The organism is Campylobacter showae CC57C, assembly GCF_000344295.2.
GTDB classification, from domain to species: domain Bacteria; phylum Campylobacterota; class Campylobacteria; order Campylobacterales; family Campylobacteraceae; genus Campylobacter_A; species Campylobacter_A showae_B.
The window spans coordinates 1-18,422 of sequence record NZ_AOTD01000094.1; the positions used below are offsets into that span (position 1 = coordinate 1).

Sequence of the window (18,422 nt, forward strand, 5' to 3'; positions counted from 1 at the left end):
TCGCCCCAGCTCCAGGCACTCCGGCAGTTCCCACGGCGGCAAGGACGGCCGTTAGTATTATGGTCATTTTAGCCCCAGAGTCAAGCTCCACGCCTACAGCGTTAGCGATAAACATCGCGCAGATGCCCAGATATATGATCGTGCCGTTCATATTTACGGTGGCGCCCACGGGAAGCGCAAATCCGTAAATTTGCTTTGGGATACCCATGTCTTCTTCGGCCGTTTTCATCGAGATAGGCAGCGTTCCGCCCGAGCTTCTGGTTACAAAAGCCGTCAGCATAGGCGATCGAACTTTTTTTAGAAATTTAAACGGATTGATTTTAACGATCAAGCAAATCAAGAAATAAACGACAAAAATTTGAGCCGCAAAGCCGATATACGCGCTAACCGTGACGCCAAGCAGCGGTCCGAAAGCCTTTACGCCCTGCTGCGAAAATACGATAAATATAAGAGCGAAAACACCAAACGGCGCGTACTCCATGATCCATCTTATGACGTAAAACATGATATGGTTGATTCCGTCAAATACGTCGTAGATCAAATTTCCCAGCCTGCTTAGCCTCTCGTCTTTGCTATCTTTTAAAAACGAAAGCGCGACGCCGAAAAATAGGCTAAAAGTTATGATTTGTAAAATTTCGCCCTTTGCAATAGCTTCAAAAGGGTTAGTGGGAAATAAATTTACGAGTATCGACGACATGCTAGGCGCATTTGCGGCCTTGCCTGCTACGTCGCCGCTGCCGGTTATATGTAGCCCTGCTCCCGGCTCCAAGATAAGCCCGACCGCAAGCCCGACTATGATGGCAAAAAACGACGTCAATATGTAAAAACTCAGCACCTTTGCCCCCACTCTACCAAGATCGGAAGGCGAGATGGAGCTACAGCCCACGATAAGCGAGGCCATAACGATAGGCACGATGATCATTTTAAGAAGTCTTATAAACACGTCGCCAAAAGGCTTTAGGATAACTATCGCGTCCTTTGCGTCTTGAAAAATGATGCCGCAAACGGCGCCCAAAATAAGTCCGGCTAAAATTTTTAGAAGCAAGTTCGCCTCGAAATATTTTTGAATTATTCCGCGTTTAGCGTTTGGTTGCACGAAATCTCCTTTAAATTTAATCCGTGAATTATAAGTAAATTTTTCTTAAACTACAAATACTTCTGTTTTTTGAATTACGGATTAAATTTAAAGCGAGAAAATTTAAAAAGGTACAAATTTTAGTTTTTAGCCGCCAGTTCGTCTAGCAAATTTTGCAAATTTACGCCCGCCAAGCTATCAAACATCGCTTGCTGCGCGGAGCCAAATTTAGGCATCAAAAGCGCCTCGATCCTGCCTCCTAGCGGACAAAGCGGCGGCGAGTTCTTGTGGATTTTAAAGATGTCGTTTTCGCCCTCATTTACCGCCGAAAATATATCAAACAGCGTGATCTGCTCAGGCCTCTTAGCTAGGCTTGCACCGCCCGTGCCCGCGCTTACGTTTATCAAATTTGCCGATTTTAAAAGCCTGATTATATTTCGCACGATGACGGGGTTTGTGCCGATCGTGCCGGCCAAAAACTCGCTCGTGTTTCTCTCGTCCTTAAAAAACTCGCAACTAAGCAATATATGTATAGCGATGGAAAATTTTTGTCCTATTTGCATAATCAGCCTTGGTTTAAATTTAAAAGCCGCGCGTCCTTTTTGCGCGGCCTTATTTTAGCTAAATTACGCAAAATTTTAAGCTCACGCTCTCTCGCCGACGGCGGTAAAGCGCTTTTGCACGAAAGCGCCGTTTTTTAGCTCGTCTATGACCGCAAGCGCTAGGTCTGCGTAGCTGATGTAGCTCTCGTTTTTGGAGTTTAGGATTAGATTATCGCCGCCAAGGACGTATTTGCCCGTGCGAGCGCCGTTTGCGTCGTAGTCTCCCGCAGGCGAGACGTAGGTCCAGAGTACATCACTTCTGCCTTTTAGCTCGGAAAACGACTCCGCCGTAGCCTTTGCGACGCCCATGTACCCGGCAGGAAAGCTTGGCGTATCCATAACCATCGTCTGTTTGTCGTCCACGTATAACGTACCCGCGCCGCCGATGACTAGTAGTCTCGTTTTCGTACCGCTAAGCGCGTCTGCAAGGTGTTTTGCTACCTTTTTATGAAGCCCAAACGTTTCGGGCGTCCATGCCGCAAATGCGCTAATAACGGCGTCAAAGCCCTCCAAATCGGCTTTGCTTAGCTCAAAAATATCTTTATAGACTACTTTTACGTCGCCGTTTTTATACTCTTTGTTTCGCACGATAGCCGTAACGTCGTAGCCTTGCTTTAGGGCTTCTTGCACCAAATTTGAACCTGATTTTCCATTTGCTCCGATGATTGCTACTTTCATTGTTTCTCCTTTAAATTTGATTTGTTTGATCGCACAGCCGCTGCGGTTAATGCGCTCACACATTTGTCGCCGTATGCCGCGCCGCGTAGTTTAAAATTTACGCCCACATTTTGTCGCGCCCGTCTCGCGAAATTTACAGCCAGCTAGGCTTTACATCCTCGTTTATCACGCCATCATCCATCGTGTATTGCTCCAGGCTGCCGCGTTTAGTTTGGATACAGATAAACTTCATCCCCTGCGCGTCCGCCTTGAAGCACCTTTTGCCGTCCGGATCGATGCGGATTGCGTCGCCCTCACTGACCGTCGTCTCCTCGCCGTCAATAAAGAGCGTACCACCGCCTTTTAGCACCAAGTAAAGCTCCTCGTTTTGCTTGTGCGAATGCACGAAAGGCACGCTCACATTTGCAGGAAGCTCGTTGATAGAGAGCTCACAGCCGCTTAAATTTAGAGCGTCTTTTAGCTCGACTCTCGGCGCATTTTTCGTTGAAACGATCTTGTAGTTTGACATCTTTTTCTCCTTAGATTTGTGTTGTAATGCTATGACTTACAACTGATGAGCGAAGTATAATAAAATTTTGTTGTAATGTCAAGAGTTACAGCAAAAAATTTTCAAAAATTTGACGCGAATTTTAAAATCAGCTAGAATCCGCGCGATCTTAAACAAAGGAATTTTATGCGAAATAGCGCATTTAAGACGCTAACGCTCATAGCAAAGAAAAGCTTTAAAAAACTGTTTTTAACGTTTAGTATAGTTTTGGCGGAAAACGGGCTATTTCTCGTCTATCCCGTACTAGCCGGCATCGCCATAAACGCCATCGTAGCGGGCGATACGCTTTTGGCACTTAGCTACTCGTGCATGGTGTTCGTAGGCTGGGGGCTTGGCTCGATTAGGCGGCGCGTGGATACGCAGGTGTTTACTAGGATATACGCGGGGCTTGCCGTAAGCGTGATAATGAACGAAAAAAGAGCTGCAAAAGACGAAAGCGCTGTAATCGCAAGGACAAATTTATCTCGCGAATTCGTAGATTTTTTCGAGCAGCATTTTCCCGTGTTTTTCACCTCGGTCGTCTCTATTTTCGGTTCGGCGATCATGCTTTTATTTATCGAGTTCTACGTGGGTTTGGCTGTTTTTGCCCTGCTCGCGGTCTTTGGAGTTTTACTACCCAAATATATCGCCAAAAACGACCGCTTGTATCTAAAGCTAAACAACCAGTTGGAGCGCGAAGCAGGACGCATAAGCGTAGGCGACAAATACACGCTAAATCGCCACTACGACGTACTTTCAAAGCTTCGTATCCGCATTTCAAACAGAGAGGTGATAAGCTTTTTCATCATCGGTACGAGTGCGGCGGCGATTTTTAGTTTGGCGATATTTTTGCTATCACACAAGCAGGCAAACGCGGGCCACATCTACTCGGTGCTCACCTATCTTTGGACGTTTGCGATCAGCCTCGATGACGCGCCGAGGCTGATAGAGGAGTTTAGCAAGCTAAAAGACATCGGCAAGCGCGTAGATGCCGGACTAGAAGGCGATATAGATAAAATTTAGGCGCTTTTTTGAGGTATAATGTATCTAAAATTTGCCGAAAAACGAGGTTAAAATGCACGAAAATCACGCCCATTGCGCTCATTCGCACACGTCAAACAAGGTCGTTTTGAGAAATTCTTTCCTTATAATATTCGCTTTTATGCTGGTCGAGGTCGCGGGCGGCTTCGCGACAAACTCGCTCGCCCTACTCTCCGACGCCGGACATATGCTATCAGACGCCGCGGCACTCGGACTTTCGCTATTTGCGTTTAAATTCGGCGAACGCAAGGGCAATCTGCAAAAGACCTTCGGCTACAGGCGGATCGAAATTTTAGCCGCGACGATAAATGCCGTCACGCTCATCGTCATCGCCGTTTTTATCGTCATCGAGGCGGCGCGGCGCCTGCAAAATCCGCCAGAGGTAGCCACTGCGGGCATGCTCGCCATCAGTACGCTGGGGCTTGCCGTAAATATCGTCGTGGCGCTATACATGCTGCGCGGCGGAGATGTGAGAGAAAACGTTAATATGCGCGGCGCCTACCTGCACGTGCTGGGCGACGCTGCGGGCTCGGTGGGTGCGATCGCAGCGGCTTTGGCGATGATGTGCTTTGGCTGGGGCTGGGCGGACGCGGCGGCTAGCGTGCTCGTGGCCGCGCTCATCGTAAAAAGCGGCTGTGGCGTGCTAAAAGACAGCCTAAACATCCTGATGGAGGGCTCGCCAAAGGGCGTGCGCCTGGACGGGCTCGTCGCGCAGATCAGGGGCGTGGACGGCGTGCTTTCGGTGCACGACCTGCACGTCTGGAGTATCACGAGCGGAGCAAATGCGCTCACGGCTCATATCGTGGTCAGCGGCGAGCTGCGCGTGCGCGAAGCGGAGCGGATCATGGCCGAAATATCGCACGAAATGGAGCATCTAGGCATCACGCACACGACGCTGCAGCTTGAAAGCAGCGAGAACGAATGCGCTGACGAGCTCATCTGCGAAGTAAGATCAAGCGATACGGGCGGGCATTTGGGGCATAGTCATTAAATTTGGGCGAAAATTTAGCTAGCAAATGAATCAAAATTTATGCGCTATGCAAAATCTGAAAGAGCTAAAAAAGGTGGTAGTTTAGATATGAAAAAAGATGTATCAATCGTGCTTTAGGCCTTCTTTGAGCCTTTGCGGGCGGTAGCTATATGGTTTCTCTCATCGCGCTAAATTTCGCGGTAGCTTTGGTTTGCACCGCTTTTCCTTTTATAAAAAAGAATTATATATTTTTGCTACTGCTCGCACTAAATTTGGCTTTGTATTTCAACGCCGTCGATACCCCTTTTGAAAAGCCTGAGCTTTGGACGTATCATATACCCGCGCTCGCAAACGCGACATACGCCCTAATCGCTCTAGTTTACGCCTCGGGATTCGTAGCTTTTGCTCCGCTGGCGGCGTATGTTTATTTTTTGTATTCGCTTTGCGTCGTTATTTGCGCCGTGCGCGAAAGACTTCAAAATTTACGTTAAATTTTACGAACCGAATCCGCGTCAAATTTACTCCAAATCCCCCGTCGCAAGCCGCCACCCGTTTAACGAAAGCTAAATTTACTCTACTTTAACGAAAATTTTTATACAATCGCCCAAAATTTAACTAGGGATTTCATGAAAAACATCAGAAATTTTAGCATCATCGCTCATATCGACCACGGCAAAAGTACACTCGCAGACCGCCTGATACAGGAGTGCGGCGCCGTTAGCGACCGCGAGATGAGTTCGCAAATCATGGACACGATGGATATCGAAAAAGAGCGCGGCATCACGATCAAGGCTCAGTCCGTACGCCTAAACTATGCGCTCGGCGGCGAAAATTTCGTCCTAAATTTGATCGATACTCCGGGCCACGTGGACTTTAGTTACGAGGTGAGCCGTTCTCTTGCTAGCTGCGAGGGTGCGCTGCTCGTCGTGGACGCTTCTCAGGGCGTAGAGGCGCAGACCATCGCAAACGTCTATATCGCGCTAGAAAACAACCTCGAAATCATCCCCGTTATCAATAAAATCGACCTCCCGGCAGCAGACCCCGAGCGCGTAAAAAACGAGATCGAGCACGTTATAGGGCTTGACTGTAGCGGCGCGGTCGAGGTCAGCGCAAAAACGGGCATCGGCATCAAAGAGCTGTTAGAAGCCATCATCACGCGCATCCCGGCTCCCGGCGGCGAGGCGGAAAAACCGCTAAAAACGCTCATCTACGACAGCTGGTTTGACAACTACCTAGGCGCGCTGGCGCTCGTGCGCGTCTATGACGGCGAGCTAAAGAAAAACGACGAGATCCTAGTCATGGGTACGGGCAAAAAACACATCGTCCTAGACCTCATGTATCCCAAACCCGATCGCGCCGATAAAAACGGCAAATTTGAGCGCGGGTGAGGTCGGCATCGTGGTGCTCGGGCTAAAAAACGTGAGCGATGTTCAGGTGGGCGACACGATCACGCTGGCTCGTAATCCCGTTAAAGAGCCCGTCGGCGGCTTTGAGCGGGCTAAACCGTTCGTATTTGCGGGGCTTTACCCGATCGAAACGGATAAATTTGAAGACCTGCGCGACGCACTTGATAAACTAAAGCTAAACGACAGCTCCATTAGCTACGAGCCGGAAACCTCGGTCGCGCTTGGGTTTGGCTTTCGCGTCGGATTTTTGGGACTGCTGCATATGGAGGTTATCAAGGAGCGTTTGGAGCGCGAATTTGACCTCGATCTCATCGCCACGGCTCCGACTGTAACCTACGAAGTCGTACAAACCGACGGTCAAATTTTACGCATCCAAAACCCTAGCCAGCTCCCGCCGGTCAATAAAATCGAGCATATCAAAGAGCCCTACGTCAAAGCCACGATCATCACCCCGAGCGAGTTTTTGGGCAACATCATCACGCTGCTAAACAACCGCCGCGCCGTGCAGACTAAGATGGACTACATCACGCCCGAGCGCGTGCTACTCGAGTACGACATCCCGATGAACGAGATCGTGATGGACTTTTACGACAAGCTAAAATCGAGCACCAAAGGGTACGCGAGCTTTGACTACGAGCCTAGCGACTACCGCGTGGGCGATCTGGTGAAGCTTGATATCAAGGTCGCGGGCGAGACCGTGGACGCGCTCTCCATCATCGTGCCAGAGTCAAAAGCCCAGTCCAAAGGACGCGACTTCGTAAAAGCGATGAAAGAGATCGTGCCGCGCCAACTCTTTGAGGTGGCTATTCAAGCCAGCATCGGCAACAAAGTCATCGCGCGCGAAACGGTAAAATCGATGGGCAAAAACGTAACCGCCAAGTGCTACGGCGGCGACATCACGCGTAAGCGTAAGCTACTCGAAAAGCAAAAAGAGGGCAAAAAGCGCATGAAAGCTATCGGCAAGGTAAATTTACCGCAAGAGGCGTTTTTAAGCGTTTTAAAGATAGACTAGCGGCATTTTGCGGAGTTATTTGCTACGCTCGCGGCCGCTTTTTATTGTCTCGCGGTCAAATTTGAGCTCGAATTTGCAAATTTGACCCTCCCAGACCCGCACCGCGAAAATGCTAAATTTGACGCCATCTCCGCTTTAAAATTTCAAAAATCAAATTTAATAAAATTTATACGAATTTCCAATTTCCCCCAAATTTTACGCAAATTTGGAAATTCATCTCAAATTTGGATAGAATTTTGCTTGCGCGATGTAAAATTTACGAAAGGATTTTTATGAGAAATTTTATACTTTTATTTGCGGCGTTCCTTTTTACGGGATGTTTCGGGCTTTTTGAGAGCTCGCCGGAGGTCGCTCAAACCGAGGACGGCAACGCCAAAGGCTACAAAGAAGTGATGCGTATCAAGGCAGACTGCTCCTCGTGCGCTAGCGGCGGCCAGGACATCAAGATAAACGGCACGGACTACACTAGCGACGTCGCGATAAAATGCTGCATCGCTCAAAGCAGGATCGACACGAGCGCGGCTATCAAAAAAGTCTATATCCACAAAATAGTCGACGAAAGAGCAGCGGATAGCGGTATAAAATTTATCTCCAAAAACGGCGCAAAAATGCTCTATCCAAAAGAGCGTCTTGAGAGGCTTTTTCATCTTTTCTTACAAGACGAGCTGTTAAACCGCGGCATCATGGTCGTGGATAGCCAGACCTCGCCTTACACCTACCGCGTGGATTTTGCATTTACCGACTACGCAGCGTCGTATAGTGAACCGTCGCAGTATCTAAGCGCGGCGATGAAAGGCAAGCTAGGCGTCAAAAACATAAACAAAACCCGCGTGCTAAACATCTCCACCAGACAAGACGTACGCAAGCTCGAGGCCGAGGATACGGAGGATTTTAATCTCTACGTCTACCTTCTGGTTAAACAAGCCGCCAACAAAGCCGCCGAAGAGATATCAAAACTATAAAGGAAAAATATGAAAAAATTAGCTTTTTACGCCCTTGCCGCCTCGCTTTTTGCCGCAGTTATGAGCGGATGTTCGCAGCGCAGCTCGGTGTTAAATTTGACCCCGTATCAATCAACTTCAAACCAGATGGGCTACCAAAAAAATATCCGTATAAATAGCATCGAGGACGCTCGCGCAAACAAAAGCATCGTCGCCACGATCACTGGCAGCAACGGCAACGTCAAGGAGTACGTCACGCTGCAAAACAGCATCGAGAGCTGGCTGCAAGACGGCCTTAGTACCGAGCTTAAGCGCCTGGGAGCAAATTTAAGCGATTTTGGCGATATCGTCGTGGACGTGAGGATCGTCGAACTTAAAGCAAATCTAAGCGGCTACTCCACCGACAACCTAAAAGGCTCGGCAAAGCTCACGATAACGGTACATAGAGGCGATCAAACCATCACCAAAAACGTCTCGCAGGAGCAGACCAAATTTGCCCCGATCCACACGAGCGGCGCGTTTAAGAGCTTTTTTGACGAGCTGCTCCAAGACATCGTAAAACGCGCGGCGATCCAGATCCTAAAAAGCTGATGAGATGCGCTAACTGCGGGCATTTTAGCCTAGCCGTGATCTGTAAAATTTGCAAAGATCACCTGCTCGACTCGCCCGCAAGGACGCGCGTTTTGGACGGCGATTTTAAAATTTACAGCTTTTTTGACTACTCCGAGGTTAAAAATTTACTCCACTCAAAACACCTATTTCACGGCTCTTTTATTTATGGCGCGCTTGCAAATTTGAGTTTTAAGATTTTTGCTCGCAAATTTAGCTTCGGCTCTCCCGTAAACGCCGTGCCGATCGATGACAAAACGACTAGCGGCTACTCGCATACGGCGATCCTAGCTCGCGCGTTAAAAAGTACGGAAATCCGTCCGCTTTACTCCTGCTTGCACGCGGATTCAAACGTCAGCTATCACGGCAAAGACCTAGCCTTTCGCCTAAAAAATCCGCGAAATTTTAAGCTCTTAAAAACGCCTAAATTTCCCGTTATCTTGATAGACGATATCGTGACGACGGGCACGACGATAGACGAAGCCAGACGGACGCTGCAAAAAGCCGGCTGCGAGGTACTTTTTGCGCTGACGCTTGCGGATGCGAGATACTAAAATTTGACTAAATCAAAGCAAAATGCGGACTCTAATTTAGCATTTTAAAGCTAGCGAAGTAAAATTCTCAAACATCCCCAAATTTCGGCTAAATTTAACCCAATCAAGCCATAAAAAAGCGTATCTATTTAGCAAGTTTTTATCAAATTTAAGCTAAAATCGGCAAGTAAATTTTAAGGATAAAAATGGAAGAAAATCTACTCAATCAAAATCAAGACATCCAAACCGTCGACATCGAAGAGTCGATAAAAACGAGCTACCTCGACTACTCGATGAGCGTCATCGTCGGTCGCGCCCTGCCTGACGCTAGAGACGGTCTAAAGCCCGTTCATAGACGCATCCTCTACGCGATGAACAACCTCGGAGTCGGCAGTCGCAGCCCGTACATGAAGTCCGCGCGTATCGTGGGCGACGTCATCGGTAAGTACCACCCGCACGGCGACACGGCCGTTTACGACGCGCTCGTGCGTATGGCGCAGAAATTTTCTATGCGCTATCCGGCGGTCGACGGTCAAGGAAACTTCGGCTCCATCGACGGCGACGGCGCGGCTGCGATGCGTTATACCGAAGCTAGGATGACGAATCTAACCGAAGAAATCTTGCGCGATATCGAAAAAGACACGGTTGATTTTATCCCAAACTACGACGACAGAGAGACTGAGCCCGACGTCCTACCTAGCCGCGTGCCAAATTTGCTATTAAACGGCTCTAGCGGTATTGCCGTCGGTATGGCGACAAATATCCCGCCGCACAGCCTTGACGAGCTAATAGACGGGCTTTTGCTAGTGCTCGAAAATAAAAACGCGACGCTAGAAGAGGTGATGCAGTACATAAAAGGGCCTGATTTCCCGACGGGCGGGATAATATTTGGCAAAAAAGGTATCATCGAAGCCTACCGCACGGGACGCGGCCGCGTGAAACTACGCGCCAAAACCCACATCGAAAAAAAGCCGAACAAAGACGTCATCGTCGTAGACGAGCTACCGTATCAGACGAACAAAGCCCGCCTCATCGAGCAAATCGCCGAGCTGGTTAAAGAAAAACAGATCGAAGGCATCAGCGAAGTGCGCGACGAGTCCGATAAAGACGGCATCCGCGTCGTCATCGAGCTAAAACGCGACGCGATGAGCGACATCGTGCTAAACAATCTCTTTAAATCCACGACGATGGAGAGCACGTTTGGCGTCATAATGCTTGCGATAAACAACAAAGAGCCGAAGGTATTTAACCTAATCGAGCTTTTGAAGCTATTTCTAAATCACAGAAAAACCGTCATCATCCGCCGCACGATATTTGACCTAGAAAAAGCCCGCGCTAGAGCGCATATTTTAGAGGGCTTAAAGATCGCGCTAGATAATATCGACGAGGTGATCGAGCTCATCAAAAATAGCGCCGACACGCCTAGCGCTCGCGAGGGACTAGTGGCAAAATTCGGCCTTAGCGAGCTACAGGCAAACGCCATCCTAGACATGAGACTAAGCAAGCTAACTGGCCTTGAGCGCGAGAAACTAGAAGCCGAGCTAGCCGAGCTAATGGCCGAGATCGCACGCCTAGATGAAATTTTAAAGAGCGAAACCTTGCTAGAAAAACTAATCAAAGACGAGCTGCTTGAGATAAAAAATAAATTTAAAGTGCCGCGCATCACCGAGATCGTGGATGATTACGACGATATCGACATCGAGGACCTCATCCCTAACGAAAATATGGTCGTAACTATCACGCACCGAGGCTACATCAAGCGCGTGCCAAGCAAGCAGTACGAGAAGCAAAAACGCGGCGGCAAGGGCAAGGTCGCGGTAACTACGTACGACGACGACTTCATCGAGAGCTTCTTTACGAGCAACACTCACGACACGCTGATGTTCGTAACCGACCGCGGACAGCTATACTGGCTAAAAGTCTATAAGATCCCTGAAGGAAGCCGCACGGCAAAGGGCAAAGCGGTCGTAAACCTCATCCAGCTGCAACCTGACGAAAAGATCAAAGCGATCATCCCGACGACTGATTTTGCCGAGAGCAAATCACTCGCGTTTTTCACCAAAAACGGCATCGTAAAACGCACGAATTTAAGCGAATTTAAAAACATCCGCTCTATCGGCGTGCGCGCCATAAACCTAGACGAGAACGACGAGCTAGTGACCGCTCTCATCGTAGAAGGCGAAGAAGAGCCGATAAATCTGATTGACGAGCTTGGCGTAGAGACCGAGATAAACGAGATAGAGGCGATAGAAGCTCAGATCGACGAGGAAAATAGCGAAGAAAACGATGAAAACGCGGCCGAAGGAAGCGACGACAGCGAAAAGATGCTATTTATCGTAACCAAAAAGGGAATGTGCCTCAAATTTAAACTCAGCAAAGTCCGCCAGATGGGTAGAACGGCTCGCGGCGTGGCGGGTATCAAATTTAAAGAAGCGGGCGACGAGGTCGTAGGTGCAGCCGTCATCGAAAACAACGAGCAAGAAGTGCTAAGCATATCTCAAAAAGGTATCGGCAAACGCACTACTGCAGAAGAATACCGTCTAACAAATCGCGGCGGTAAGGGCGTAATCTGCATGAAGCTAACTAACCGCACCGGCGATCTAATCGGCGTCGTAATGGTCGATGACGAACAAGATCTGATGGCCCTAACCTCAAGCGGCAAGATGATACGCGTCGATATGCAAAGTATCCGCAAAGCGGGCCGCAACACCAGCGGCGTCATCGTAGTAAACGTAGACGGCGACGACGTAGTAAGTATCGCAAAGTGCCCTAAAGCCGACGAAGGCGAGGATGAGGGCGGCGAAGAGACGCTAGAAAATTTAGAATGAATTTAGTGTTTTTGGAATACAATTTGCTAGTAAATTTGCAAACGAAAAAACAACTAAATTTAAAGGTTCAAGAATGAAAAAAATTACATTAGCGGTTTTGGGCGCGGTAGCCTTTTTGACGAGCGGTTGCTCTTTTAATAGCCCTTTTGCCTCCGACGAAACCACGTCGGCAAAGCAAGACATCGTCATCCAAAAGGTCGATAAAGAAGACATCAGAAGCGTGATGAAACAAGAAAAGATGATATACGATATCGAGCAAGTCGATGCGGTATTTGGTGCCGTGGGCGAGGGCATCGCTCCGACTAACACCGTCTCTCACGCGCAGTCGCTAGCCCTAGCCAAGCGCGCAGCCATCGCCGATGCGCACAGACAGCTAGCCGAGAAACTCTACGGAGTCAAGATAAACTCCAAAGACACGGTTAGGGATGCGATGCTTAGAGACTCCACTATCACGGCTCAGGTCGCAGGCCTTATCAAAAACGCTTCCATCGTCGAGCACGACTTTAAAGACGGGCTCTACCGCGTCAGAATGGAAATGAAAATAGACCAAAGCAAGTGGCAAGAAATTTTTGCTTACTGATTGCCACTGCGGCATTTCTTTACGGCTCGGAGGAGTTTATCCTCTGGGCCAAAATCTCCACTAAAAATCACGCCGTCATTTACGACGATATCGCGCTTTCAAAAGCAATGGTTCTAAGCGAGCTAGAGTATGAGTATCTATGCGAAATAGACGCTTCCAAGCAGCCCGCGCAAAGCTCGCTAGAGTTTTTAAATTTACATAAAAACGAGCTTTTTGAGTGCTTTTTGCCTTACAAATTTAAGGTCGAAGATCGCTTCGTCCAGCACAACAAAAATATGAACTCCACAACCGACCTCACGCTGTTTCCCGTGCGTTTTACGGTGAAATTTAAGCCCTCTTCGGCTATCATAAGCGTATTTAAAAACAAAGAGTAAAAGATGAATATCGTAATAGTAGAAGACGACATAAATATGCGCAAGTCCCTAGAGATCGCGCTTGGCGAATACGACGATCTAAAAATCAAAAGCTATAAAAGCGCGGTCGAGGCGCTTAAAAAAATGGGCGACGACGTCGATCTCATCATCACCGACATCAACATGCCTCAGATGGACGGGCTGGAGTTCATCAAGCGTCTGGAGGGCAAATTTGACGTCATCATAATGACTGGCAACGCGACGCTAAACAAAGCCATCGAGAGCGTGCGCCTTGGCGTCAAAGACTTCCTCACGAAACCTTTTGATGCGCAAACGCTATATGAGGCGATAAAAAGGGTCGAAATTTTACGCCGTAAGCTACCCGCGGCAAGCCTAAAAGCCGCGCGAAGCGGGTCAAATTTACAGGCCGATTCCGCTGATTTCGTCGCTAGCTCGCCGGCACTTGCCAATGCGCTAAATTTAGCCTCTCGCGTCGCAAAAACGGATGCTTCGGCGATGTTAATGGGCGAGAGCGGCGTAGGCAAGGAGCTGTTTGCCAAATTTATCCACAAAAACTCGCCGCGCAAGGACGGCCCGTTTATCGCGATAAACATGGCCGCGATCCCAGAAAATTTGATAGAAAGCGAGCTTTTCGGCTTTGAAAAGGGCGCATTTACCGACGCTTCGGCGATGAAAAAGGGGCAGTTTGAGCTAGCAAGCGGCGGCACGCTATTTTTAGACGAGATCGGCGAGATGCCGCTAAATCTGCAGCCAAAACTCCTACGTGCGATCCAGGAGCGCGAGATCACGCGCCTTGGCGCCACAAAAAGCGTCAAAATCGACGTTCGTATCGTATCCGCGACGAACGCGAACCTGCCTGCGATGATCAGCGAGGGTAAATTTAGAGAGGATCTGTTTTATCGCCTAAACACTGTGCCCGTCGCCATCCCGCCGCTAAGAGAGCGCAAAGAGGAGATCTTGCCTATCGCCGAGCGATTTTTAAAGCAAAGCTGCGAGGAGTTTAGCCTCGGCGCAAAAAGCTTTTCCGAAGCGGCGGTAAAGGAGCTAGAAAACTACGATTTCCCGGGCAATATCCGCGAGCTCATCTCCGTCGTGCAGCGAGCAGCGATTCTTAGCGAAGGCGAGGAGATACAACCGGACGACCTTTTTTTGCAGGCTCGCAGCAGAAAATAGCTTAAATTTAAGCTTTACGCGAGTAAAATAAGCGGAATTTTAGTTTAAATTTAGCCGGCCGAGACGGCGACGCTGAAAATGCGGCGTGCGACTCATCAAATTTGGGCGGTAAATTTGAATCTGCAAGAAGTTAAATTTAACCGCAAATTCGAGTTAAATTTAATGGGCAAGAGCGGTTGCGATTAGCTTTATGTCAAAACCTAAATTTAGTCCGTGAAGTCCGATAAATCTTTAACGTTGTGTCAAGCCAAATAGGCTTGTCGCAGGGCGGCTTTGCTGACCGAGAAGTTAAAAGAAAGCCAAAAATAAAAAGGAGCCAAAAATGAGAAAATTTAACGTTGCCGTCGTAGGCGCGACGGGCGCAGTCGGAGAGGAGCTTTTCCGCGTCATGGAGGAGGTTGATTTCCCGGTGGGCGAGCTACTACCGCTAGCAAGCGCGAAAAGCGCGGGTACCGAAATAGAGTTTAAAGGCAAAAGCCACAAAGTCGTGGAGCTCACCGAAACCATTTTTGACGAGCATGAGATCGACATAGCGTTTTTTAGCGCGGGCGGATCGGTATCCGAAAAATACGCCAAATTTGCAGCCGCCAGCGGCGCCGTCGTGATCGACAACACCAGCCACTTTAGGATGGACGCTGACGTGCCGCTAGTCGTGCCCGAGTGCAATCCGCAGGACATCGCGCAGTGGAAAACCCGCGGCATCATCGCCAACCCAAACTGCTCGACCATCCAAATGGTGCAAATTTTAAAACCGCTAGACGACGCGTACGGCATCAACCGCGTGGACGTAGCAACCTATCAGGCGGCTTCGGGTGCGGGCAAAGAGGGTATGGAGGAGCTAGTCGTGCAGCTACAAAAGTTTTTCGAGTTTAAGCTCGACGAGTGCGAGCCAAAAGTCTTCGCCCACCAGTTAGCGTTTAACGTCATCCCGCACATTGACGTGTTTTTGGACAACGACTACACCAAAGAGGAGATGAAAATGGTCAACGAGACCCAAAAAATCCTCCACAAAAATATGGAAGTGAGCGCAACCTGCGTGCGCGTGCCGGTGCTTCGCAGCCACTCCGAGGCCATCACGATTCATTTTGATAGAGATGTGGACGCTGCAGCTGCGCGCGAAGTCCTGCGCAAGGCACCTAGTATCGTGGTCGTAGACGAGCCAGCCGCAAAAAAATACCCGATGCCAAGCATCTCAAGCGACACTAACGAGACCTACGTCGGACGCATCCGCACGGATAACTACCGCAAAAACGTCCTGCATCTATGGTGCAGCGCCGATCAGATCCGCGTGGGAGCGGCGACCAATGCCGTAAGAATCGCGCAAAAATGGATAGAGATGCAGGAGTAACCCGTATTTTGTTTTAAATTTGCCGAATTTGCGCTTTGATTTGGCGCAGATTCGGCTAAAATTTGATTATCTTAAAATATAAAATCGAGTTTCTTTCGATACGAATTTTTCTACTAGCTTTTTAAATTTGACGCGCAAATTTACCAGCATCTTTACGGCGCAAACTGCAATCAGCCGGCTTTAAAATCAAATTTGCACGATCAAATTTGACGAACTCAAATTTGGCCCGCTCGTCAAGCCAAACTACATTTGTCTAAAAACCACTTTTGCAAAATCGCACGAAACCAAATTTAACTCGCACAACAACCACCCAAACCGCAAGCGACGACCCAAATCCATGCCCTAGCTTTAAGGAAAATATTATAAAATAAGCTTTTTATTTTTAAACAAAGGAAATTAATGCGTAGAGCTTTTGAAAAAATCCTGCTCTTTAGCAACAACTTCACGCTCCTGCCCGTAGTGTTCGGCTTGCTTGGCGCAATCGTACTTTTCGTTATCGCCAGCTACGACGTAGGCAAGGTTTTCGTCGCCGTTTATCACTACTTTTTCGGCAACTTTCACCCCGAGAACTTCCACTCCGACGTCGTTGGCGAGATCGTGGGCGCGATCGACCTCTACCTCATGGCGCTCGTGCTTTACATCTTTAGCTTCGGCATTTACGAGCTGTTTATCTCCGAGATCGAGGAGCTCAAGCAGTCCAAACAGAGCAAAGTCCTCGAGGTGCACTCGCTCGACGAGCTCAAGGACAAACTGGGCAAAGTTATCATCATGGTGCTTATCGTTAACTTTTTCCAGCGCGTTTTGCACGCAAATTTCATCACTCCGCTTGAGATGACCTACCTTGCGGCCTCGATTTTGGCGCTTTGCTTGGGGCTTTATTTCCTGCACAAGGGCGAGCACTGATGCCTTTTGCGAGCCTGGCTTCAGGTTCGCTTTTTTAAATTTCACTTCAAATTTTACCGCTTCGCTATATGTGAATAACTTTTAAATTTCGCCTTTATCATTAAGTTTTACTTCAAAATTTCCTCAAATTTAAAGCTATATAAATTTAAGTTCTTTTTTAGTGACAAATACCGATTTTATGGGCTTTTGGGATTAAATTTAAGATTACAAAATTAACCAAAATAATATAAATTATTTCACTTTTCACTCCGTGAAAAAAACGTGAAAAGTTACGTTTAATTTCAGTCCTTTTTGATCAAATTTGACGCAGTCAAATTTGAGCGGCATGACCCGCATCTTTACGGCGTGAATGATTTTGGGATAAATGAGAGGCGTAAATAGGAATAAATTTGACGCTTAAAGATAGGTATAAATTTAAAAACGGCGCAGACTCATTGCATGCGCCGTCAAGGGGTAAATTTAATCAAAACCGGCGACCAAAGCGCCGCCTAAAATCAGTCAAATAGCGAATTTACGCTTTCGTTGTGATACACGCGTCTGATCACTTCGCCAAAAATCGGCGCGACGCTGAGCACTTTTATCTTTTCGTTTTCCTCGCGTAGCGGTATCGTGTCTGTTACTACCAGCTCGTCTAGCGCGCTATCTGCGAGGTTTTCGTATGCTTTGCCCGAGAGCACCGCATGCGTGCAGCACGCTACGACCGAGGTTGCGCCGCGCTCTTTAAAGGCTTTTGCCGCCTTTACTATCGTGCCGCCCGTGTCGATCATATCATCGACCAAGATCACGTCCTTGCCCACTACGTCGCCGATTACATTCATTACTTCGCTTTCGTTGGCTTTTTCGCGGCGTTTATCGACGATAACGATATCCAGATTTAGGGCTTTTGCAACGCTTCTAGCGCGTGCGACACCGCCGATATCGGGGCTAGCGATGATAGGATTTTTGAGATTTTTGTTTTTGATATGGTCGTTAAAGATGATAGAGCCATAGAGGTTATCGACCGGGATATCAAAAAAGCCCTGAATTTGGCCCGCATGAAGGTCGATCGTGACGACGCGGTCTATGCCCGCCGTTTGCATCATGTTTGCCACGAGTTTTGCCGTGATAGGCACGCGAGGAGCGGCCTTGCGGTCTTGGCGCGCATAGCCGAAATACGGCACCACAGCCGTTATCGAGCTAGCCGAGCTGCGCTTAAGCGCGTCGGTTAGGATCAAAAGCTCCATCAAATTTACGTTTGCAGGCGCGCAGGTAGGCTGGATGATGAAAATATCCTTGCCGCGCACGCTCTCGCCGATCTGTACGCTGATCTCACCGTCGCTAAAGCGCTTGATCGTAGCTTCGCTAAGCGGAAGTGATAAATAGTGCGAAATTTTCTTTGAAAACGCCGGATTTGCGGTGCCCGAAAAGATTTTGTAACCTCTCATAACGATTAACCTTTGTAAAGTTTTTACTAATTTTACCGAACTAAAACTTAAATTCGTAGATTTTTGCAGACGAATTTTTACTTTTGTCGGCTTGCGTTTCGGTTTTTGACGCGTTAGTTCGGGCTGTCGACGAAATAATCTTTTTAAAAAATTTTGCAGCCCCGACTGCCGTGGCGGAGCTATTTTTGAGTCAAATTTTACCTCTAGCTTTAAAATATTGCAAATTTATCTCGCGTCAAATTTGCCATTAGAAACGGCGATCTTAAAAACGCGAAATTTAAGCCATGTTAGTATTTGGCGTCAAATTTGACTAAATTAAATTTTGACATTTTCGCGGTGCGGGTCTCAGTACGTCAAATTTGCAATTTAAACCCAAAAAACCTTTGCCCCAAGCAAGGT

General features: G+C 48.2%; 17 protein-coding genes and 1 pseudogene. 13 read left to right on the forward strand and 5 right to left on the reverse strand.

Annotated features, from left to right (window positions below; translation table 11 throughout):
- The 4 genes from H740_RS03515 to H740_RS03530 form a co-directional block, all read right to left on the reverse strand.
- Positions 1-1,096: dicarboxylate/amino acid:cation symporter (locus tag H740_RS03515; protein ID WP_004322550.1), on the reverse strand; the 1,096-nt coding region annotated here is incomplete at its 3' end.
- 119 nt (positions 1,097-1,215) lie between these two features.
- Entirely contained in the window at positions 1,216-1,638 is a 423-nt protein-coding gene (locus tag H740_RS03520) for an Rrf2 family transcriptional regulator (RefSeq protein ID WP_004322551.1), read from the reverse strand.
- A gap of 81 nt (positions 1,639-1,719) precedes the next feature.
- The gene (locus H740_RS03525) at positions 1,720-2,355 is read right to left on the reverse strand and encodes an NAD(P)-dependent oxidoreductase (protein ID WP_004322553.1); all 636 of its coding nucleotides are present in this window, start codon (positions 2,353-2,355) and stop codon (positions 1,720-1,722) included.
- Between the two features lie 133 nt (positions 2,356-2,488).
- Positions 2,489-2,863 carry a cupin domain-containing protein gene (locus H740_RS03530; protein ID WP_004322554.1) on the reverse strand — a complete coding sequence of 125 codons (375 nt, stop codon included), beginning with the start codon at positions 2,861-2,863 and terminating at the stop codon, positions 2,489-2,491.
- 165 nt (positions 2,864-3,028) lie between these two features.
- Here H740_RS03530 and H740_RS03535 point away from each other — a divergent pair, with 165 nt between their 5' ends.
- The 13 genes and pseudogenes from H740_RS03535 (at position 3,029) to H740_RS03595 (ending at position 16,599) form a co-directional block, all read left to right on the forward strand.
- Positions 3,029-3,904 carry an ABC transporter six-transmembrane domain-containing protein gene (locus tag H740_RS03535; RefSeq protein WP_004322556.1) on the forward strand — a complete coding sequence of 292 codons (876 nt, stop codon included), beginning with the start codon at positions 3,029-3,031 and terminating at the stop codon, positions 3,902-3,904.
- Positions 3,905-3,956: 52 nt separating this feature from the next.
- Positions 3,957-4,913: a cation diffusion facilitator family transporter gene (locus H740_RS03540; RefSeq protein WP_004322558.1), complete on the forward strand. Its 957-nt coding sequence runs from the start codon at positions 3,957-3,959 to the stop codon at positions 4,911-4,913.
- A gap of 149 nt (positions 4,914-5,062) precedes the next feature.
- Positions 5,063-5,383: a hypothetical protein gene (locus H740_RS03545; RefSeq protein WP_004322559.1), complete on the forward strand. Its 321-nt coding sequence runs from the start codon at positions 5,063-5,065 to the stop codon at positions 5,381-5,383.
- A 135-nt stretch (positions 5,384-5,518) separates the two neighbouring features.
- Positions 5,519-7,310: pseudogene (gene lepA, locus H740_RS03550) on the forward strand (translation elongation factor 4).
- A gap of 272 nt (positions 7,311-7,582) precedes the next feature.
- Positions 7,583-8,272, forward strand: a complete 690-nt coding sequence (locus H740_RS03555; RefSeq protein ID WP_004322561.1) for a hypothetical protein — start codon at positions 7,583-7,585, stop codon at positions 8,270-8,272.
- A 9-nt stretch (positions 8,273-8,281) separates the two neighbouring features.
- The gene (locus tag H740_RS03560) at positions 8,282-8,842 is read left to right on the forward strand and encodes a YajG family lipoprotein (RefSeq protein ID WP_004322563.1); all 561 of its coding nucleotides are present in this window, start codon (positions 8,282-8,284) and stop codon (positions 8,840-8,842) included.
- The gene (locus H740_RS03565) at positions 8,842-9,414 is read left to right on the forward strand and encodes a ComF family protein (protein ID WP_004322565.1); all 573 of its coding nucleotides are present in this window, start codon (positions 8,842-8,844) and stop codon (positions 9,412-9,414) included. The genes H740_RS03560 and H740_RS03565 overlap by 1 nt, the downstream gene beginning before the upstream one ends.
- Positions 9,415-9,599: 185 nt before the next feature.
- Positions 9,600-12,221: a DNA gyrase subunit A gene (gene gyrA / locus H740_RS03570; protein WP_004322568.1), complete on the forward strand. Its 2,622-nt coding sequence runs from the start codon at positions 9,600-9,602 to the stop codon at positions 12,219-12,221.
- A 73-nt stretch (positions 12,222-12,294) separates the two neighbouring features.
- Positions 12,295-12,801, forward strand: coding sequence for an LPP20 family lipoprotein (locus H740_RS03575; RefSeq protein WP_004322571.1), 507 nt, complete (start codon positions 12,295-12,297; stop codon positions 12,799-12,801).
- A complete protein-coding gene (locus H740_RS03580) occupies positions 12,777-13,175 on the forward strand; it encodes a hypothetical protein (protein ID WP_004322573.1) in 399 nt (132 codons plus the stop codon). The genes H740_RS03575 and H740_RS03580 overlap by 25 nt, the downstream gene beginning before the upstream one ends.
- Before the next feature lie 3 nt (positions 13,176-13,178).
- Positions 13,179-14,348, forward strand: a complete 1,170-nt coding sequence (locus H740_RS03585) for a sigma-54-dependent transcriptional regulator (RefSeq protein WP_004322575.1) — start codon at positions 13,179-13,181, stop codon at positions 14,346-14,348.
- 322 nt (positions 14,349-14,670) lie between these two features.
- Complete coding sequence (locus tag H740_RS03590) at positions 14,671-15,696, forward strand: aspartate-semialdehyde dehydrogenase (protein ID WP_004322577.1); 1,026 nt, start codon at positions 14,671-14,673, stop codon at positions 15,694-15,696.
- A 399-nt stretch (positions 15,697-16,095) separates the two neighbouring features.
- Positions 16,096-16,599, forward strand: a complete 504-nt coding sequence (locus H740_RS03595) for a YqhA family protein (RefSeq protein ID WP_004322578.1) — start codon at positions 16,096-16,098, stop codon at positions 16,597-16,599.
- A gap of 494 nt (positions 16,600-17,093) precedes the next feature.
- Here H740_RS03595 and H740_RS03600 read toward each other — a convergent pair whose 3' ends face one another.
- Positions 17,094-18,023, reverse strand: coding sequence for a ribose-phosphate pyrophosphokinase (locus H740_RS03600; RefSeq protein ID WP_004322580.1), 930 nt, complete (start codon positions 18,021-18,023; stop codon positions 17,094-17,096).
- Between the last annotated feature and the right edge of the window lie 399 nt (positions 18,024-18,422).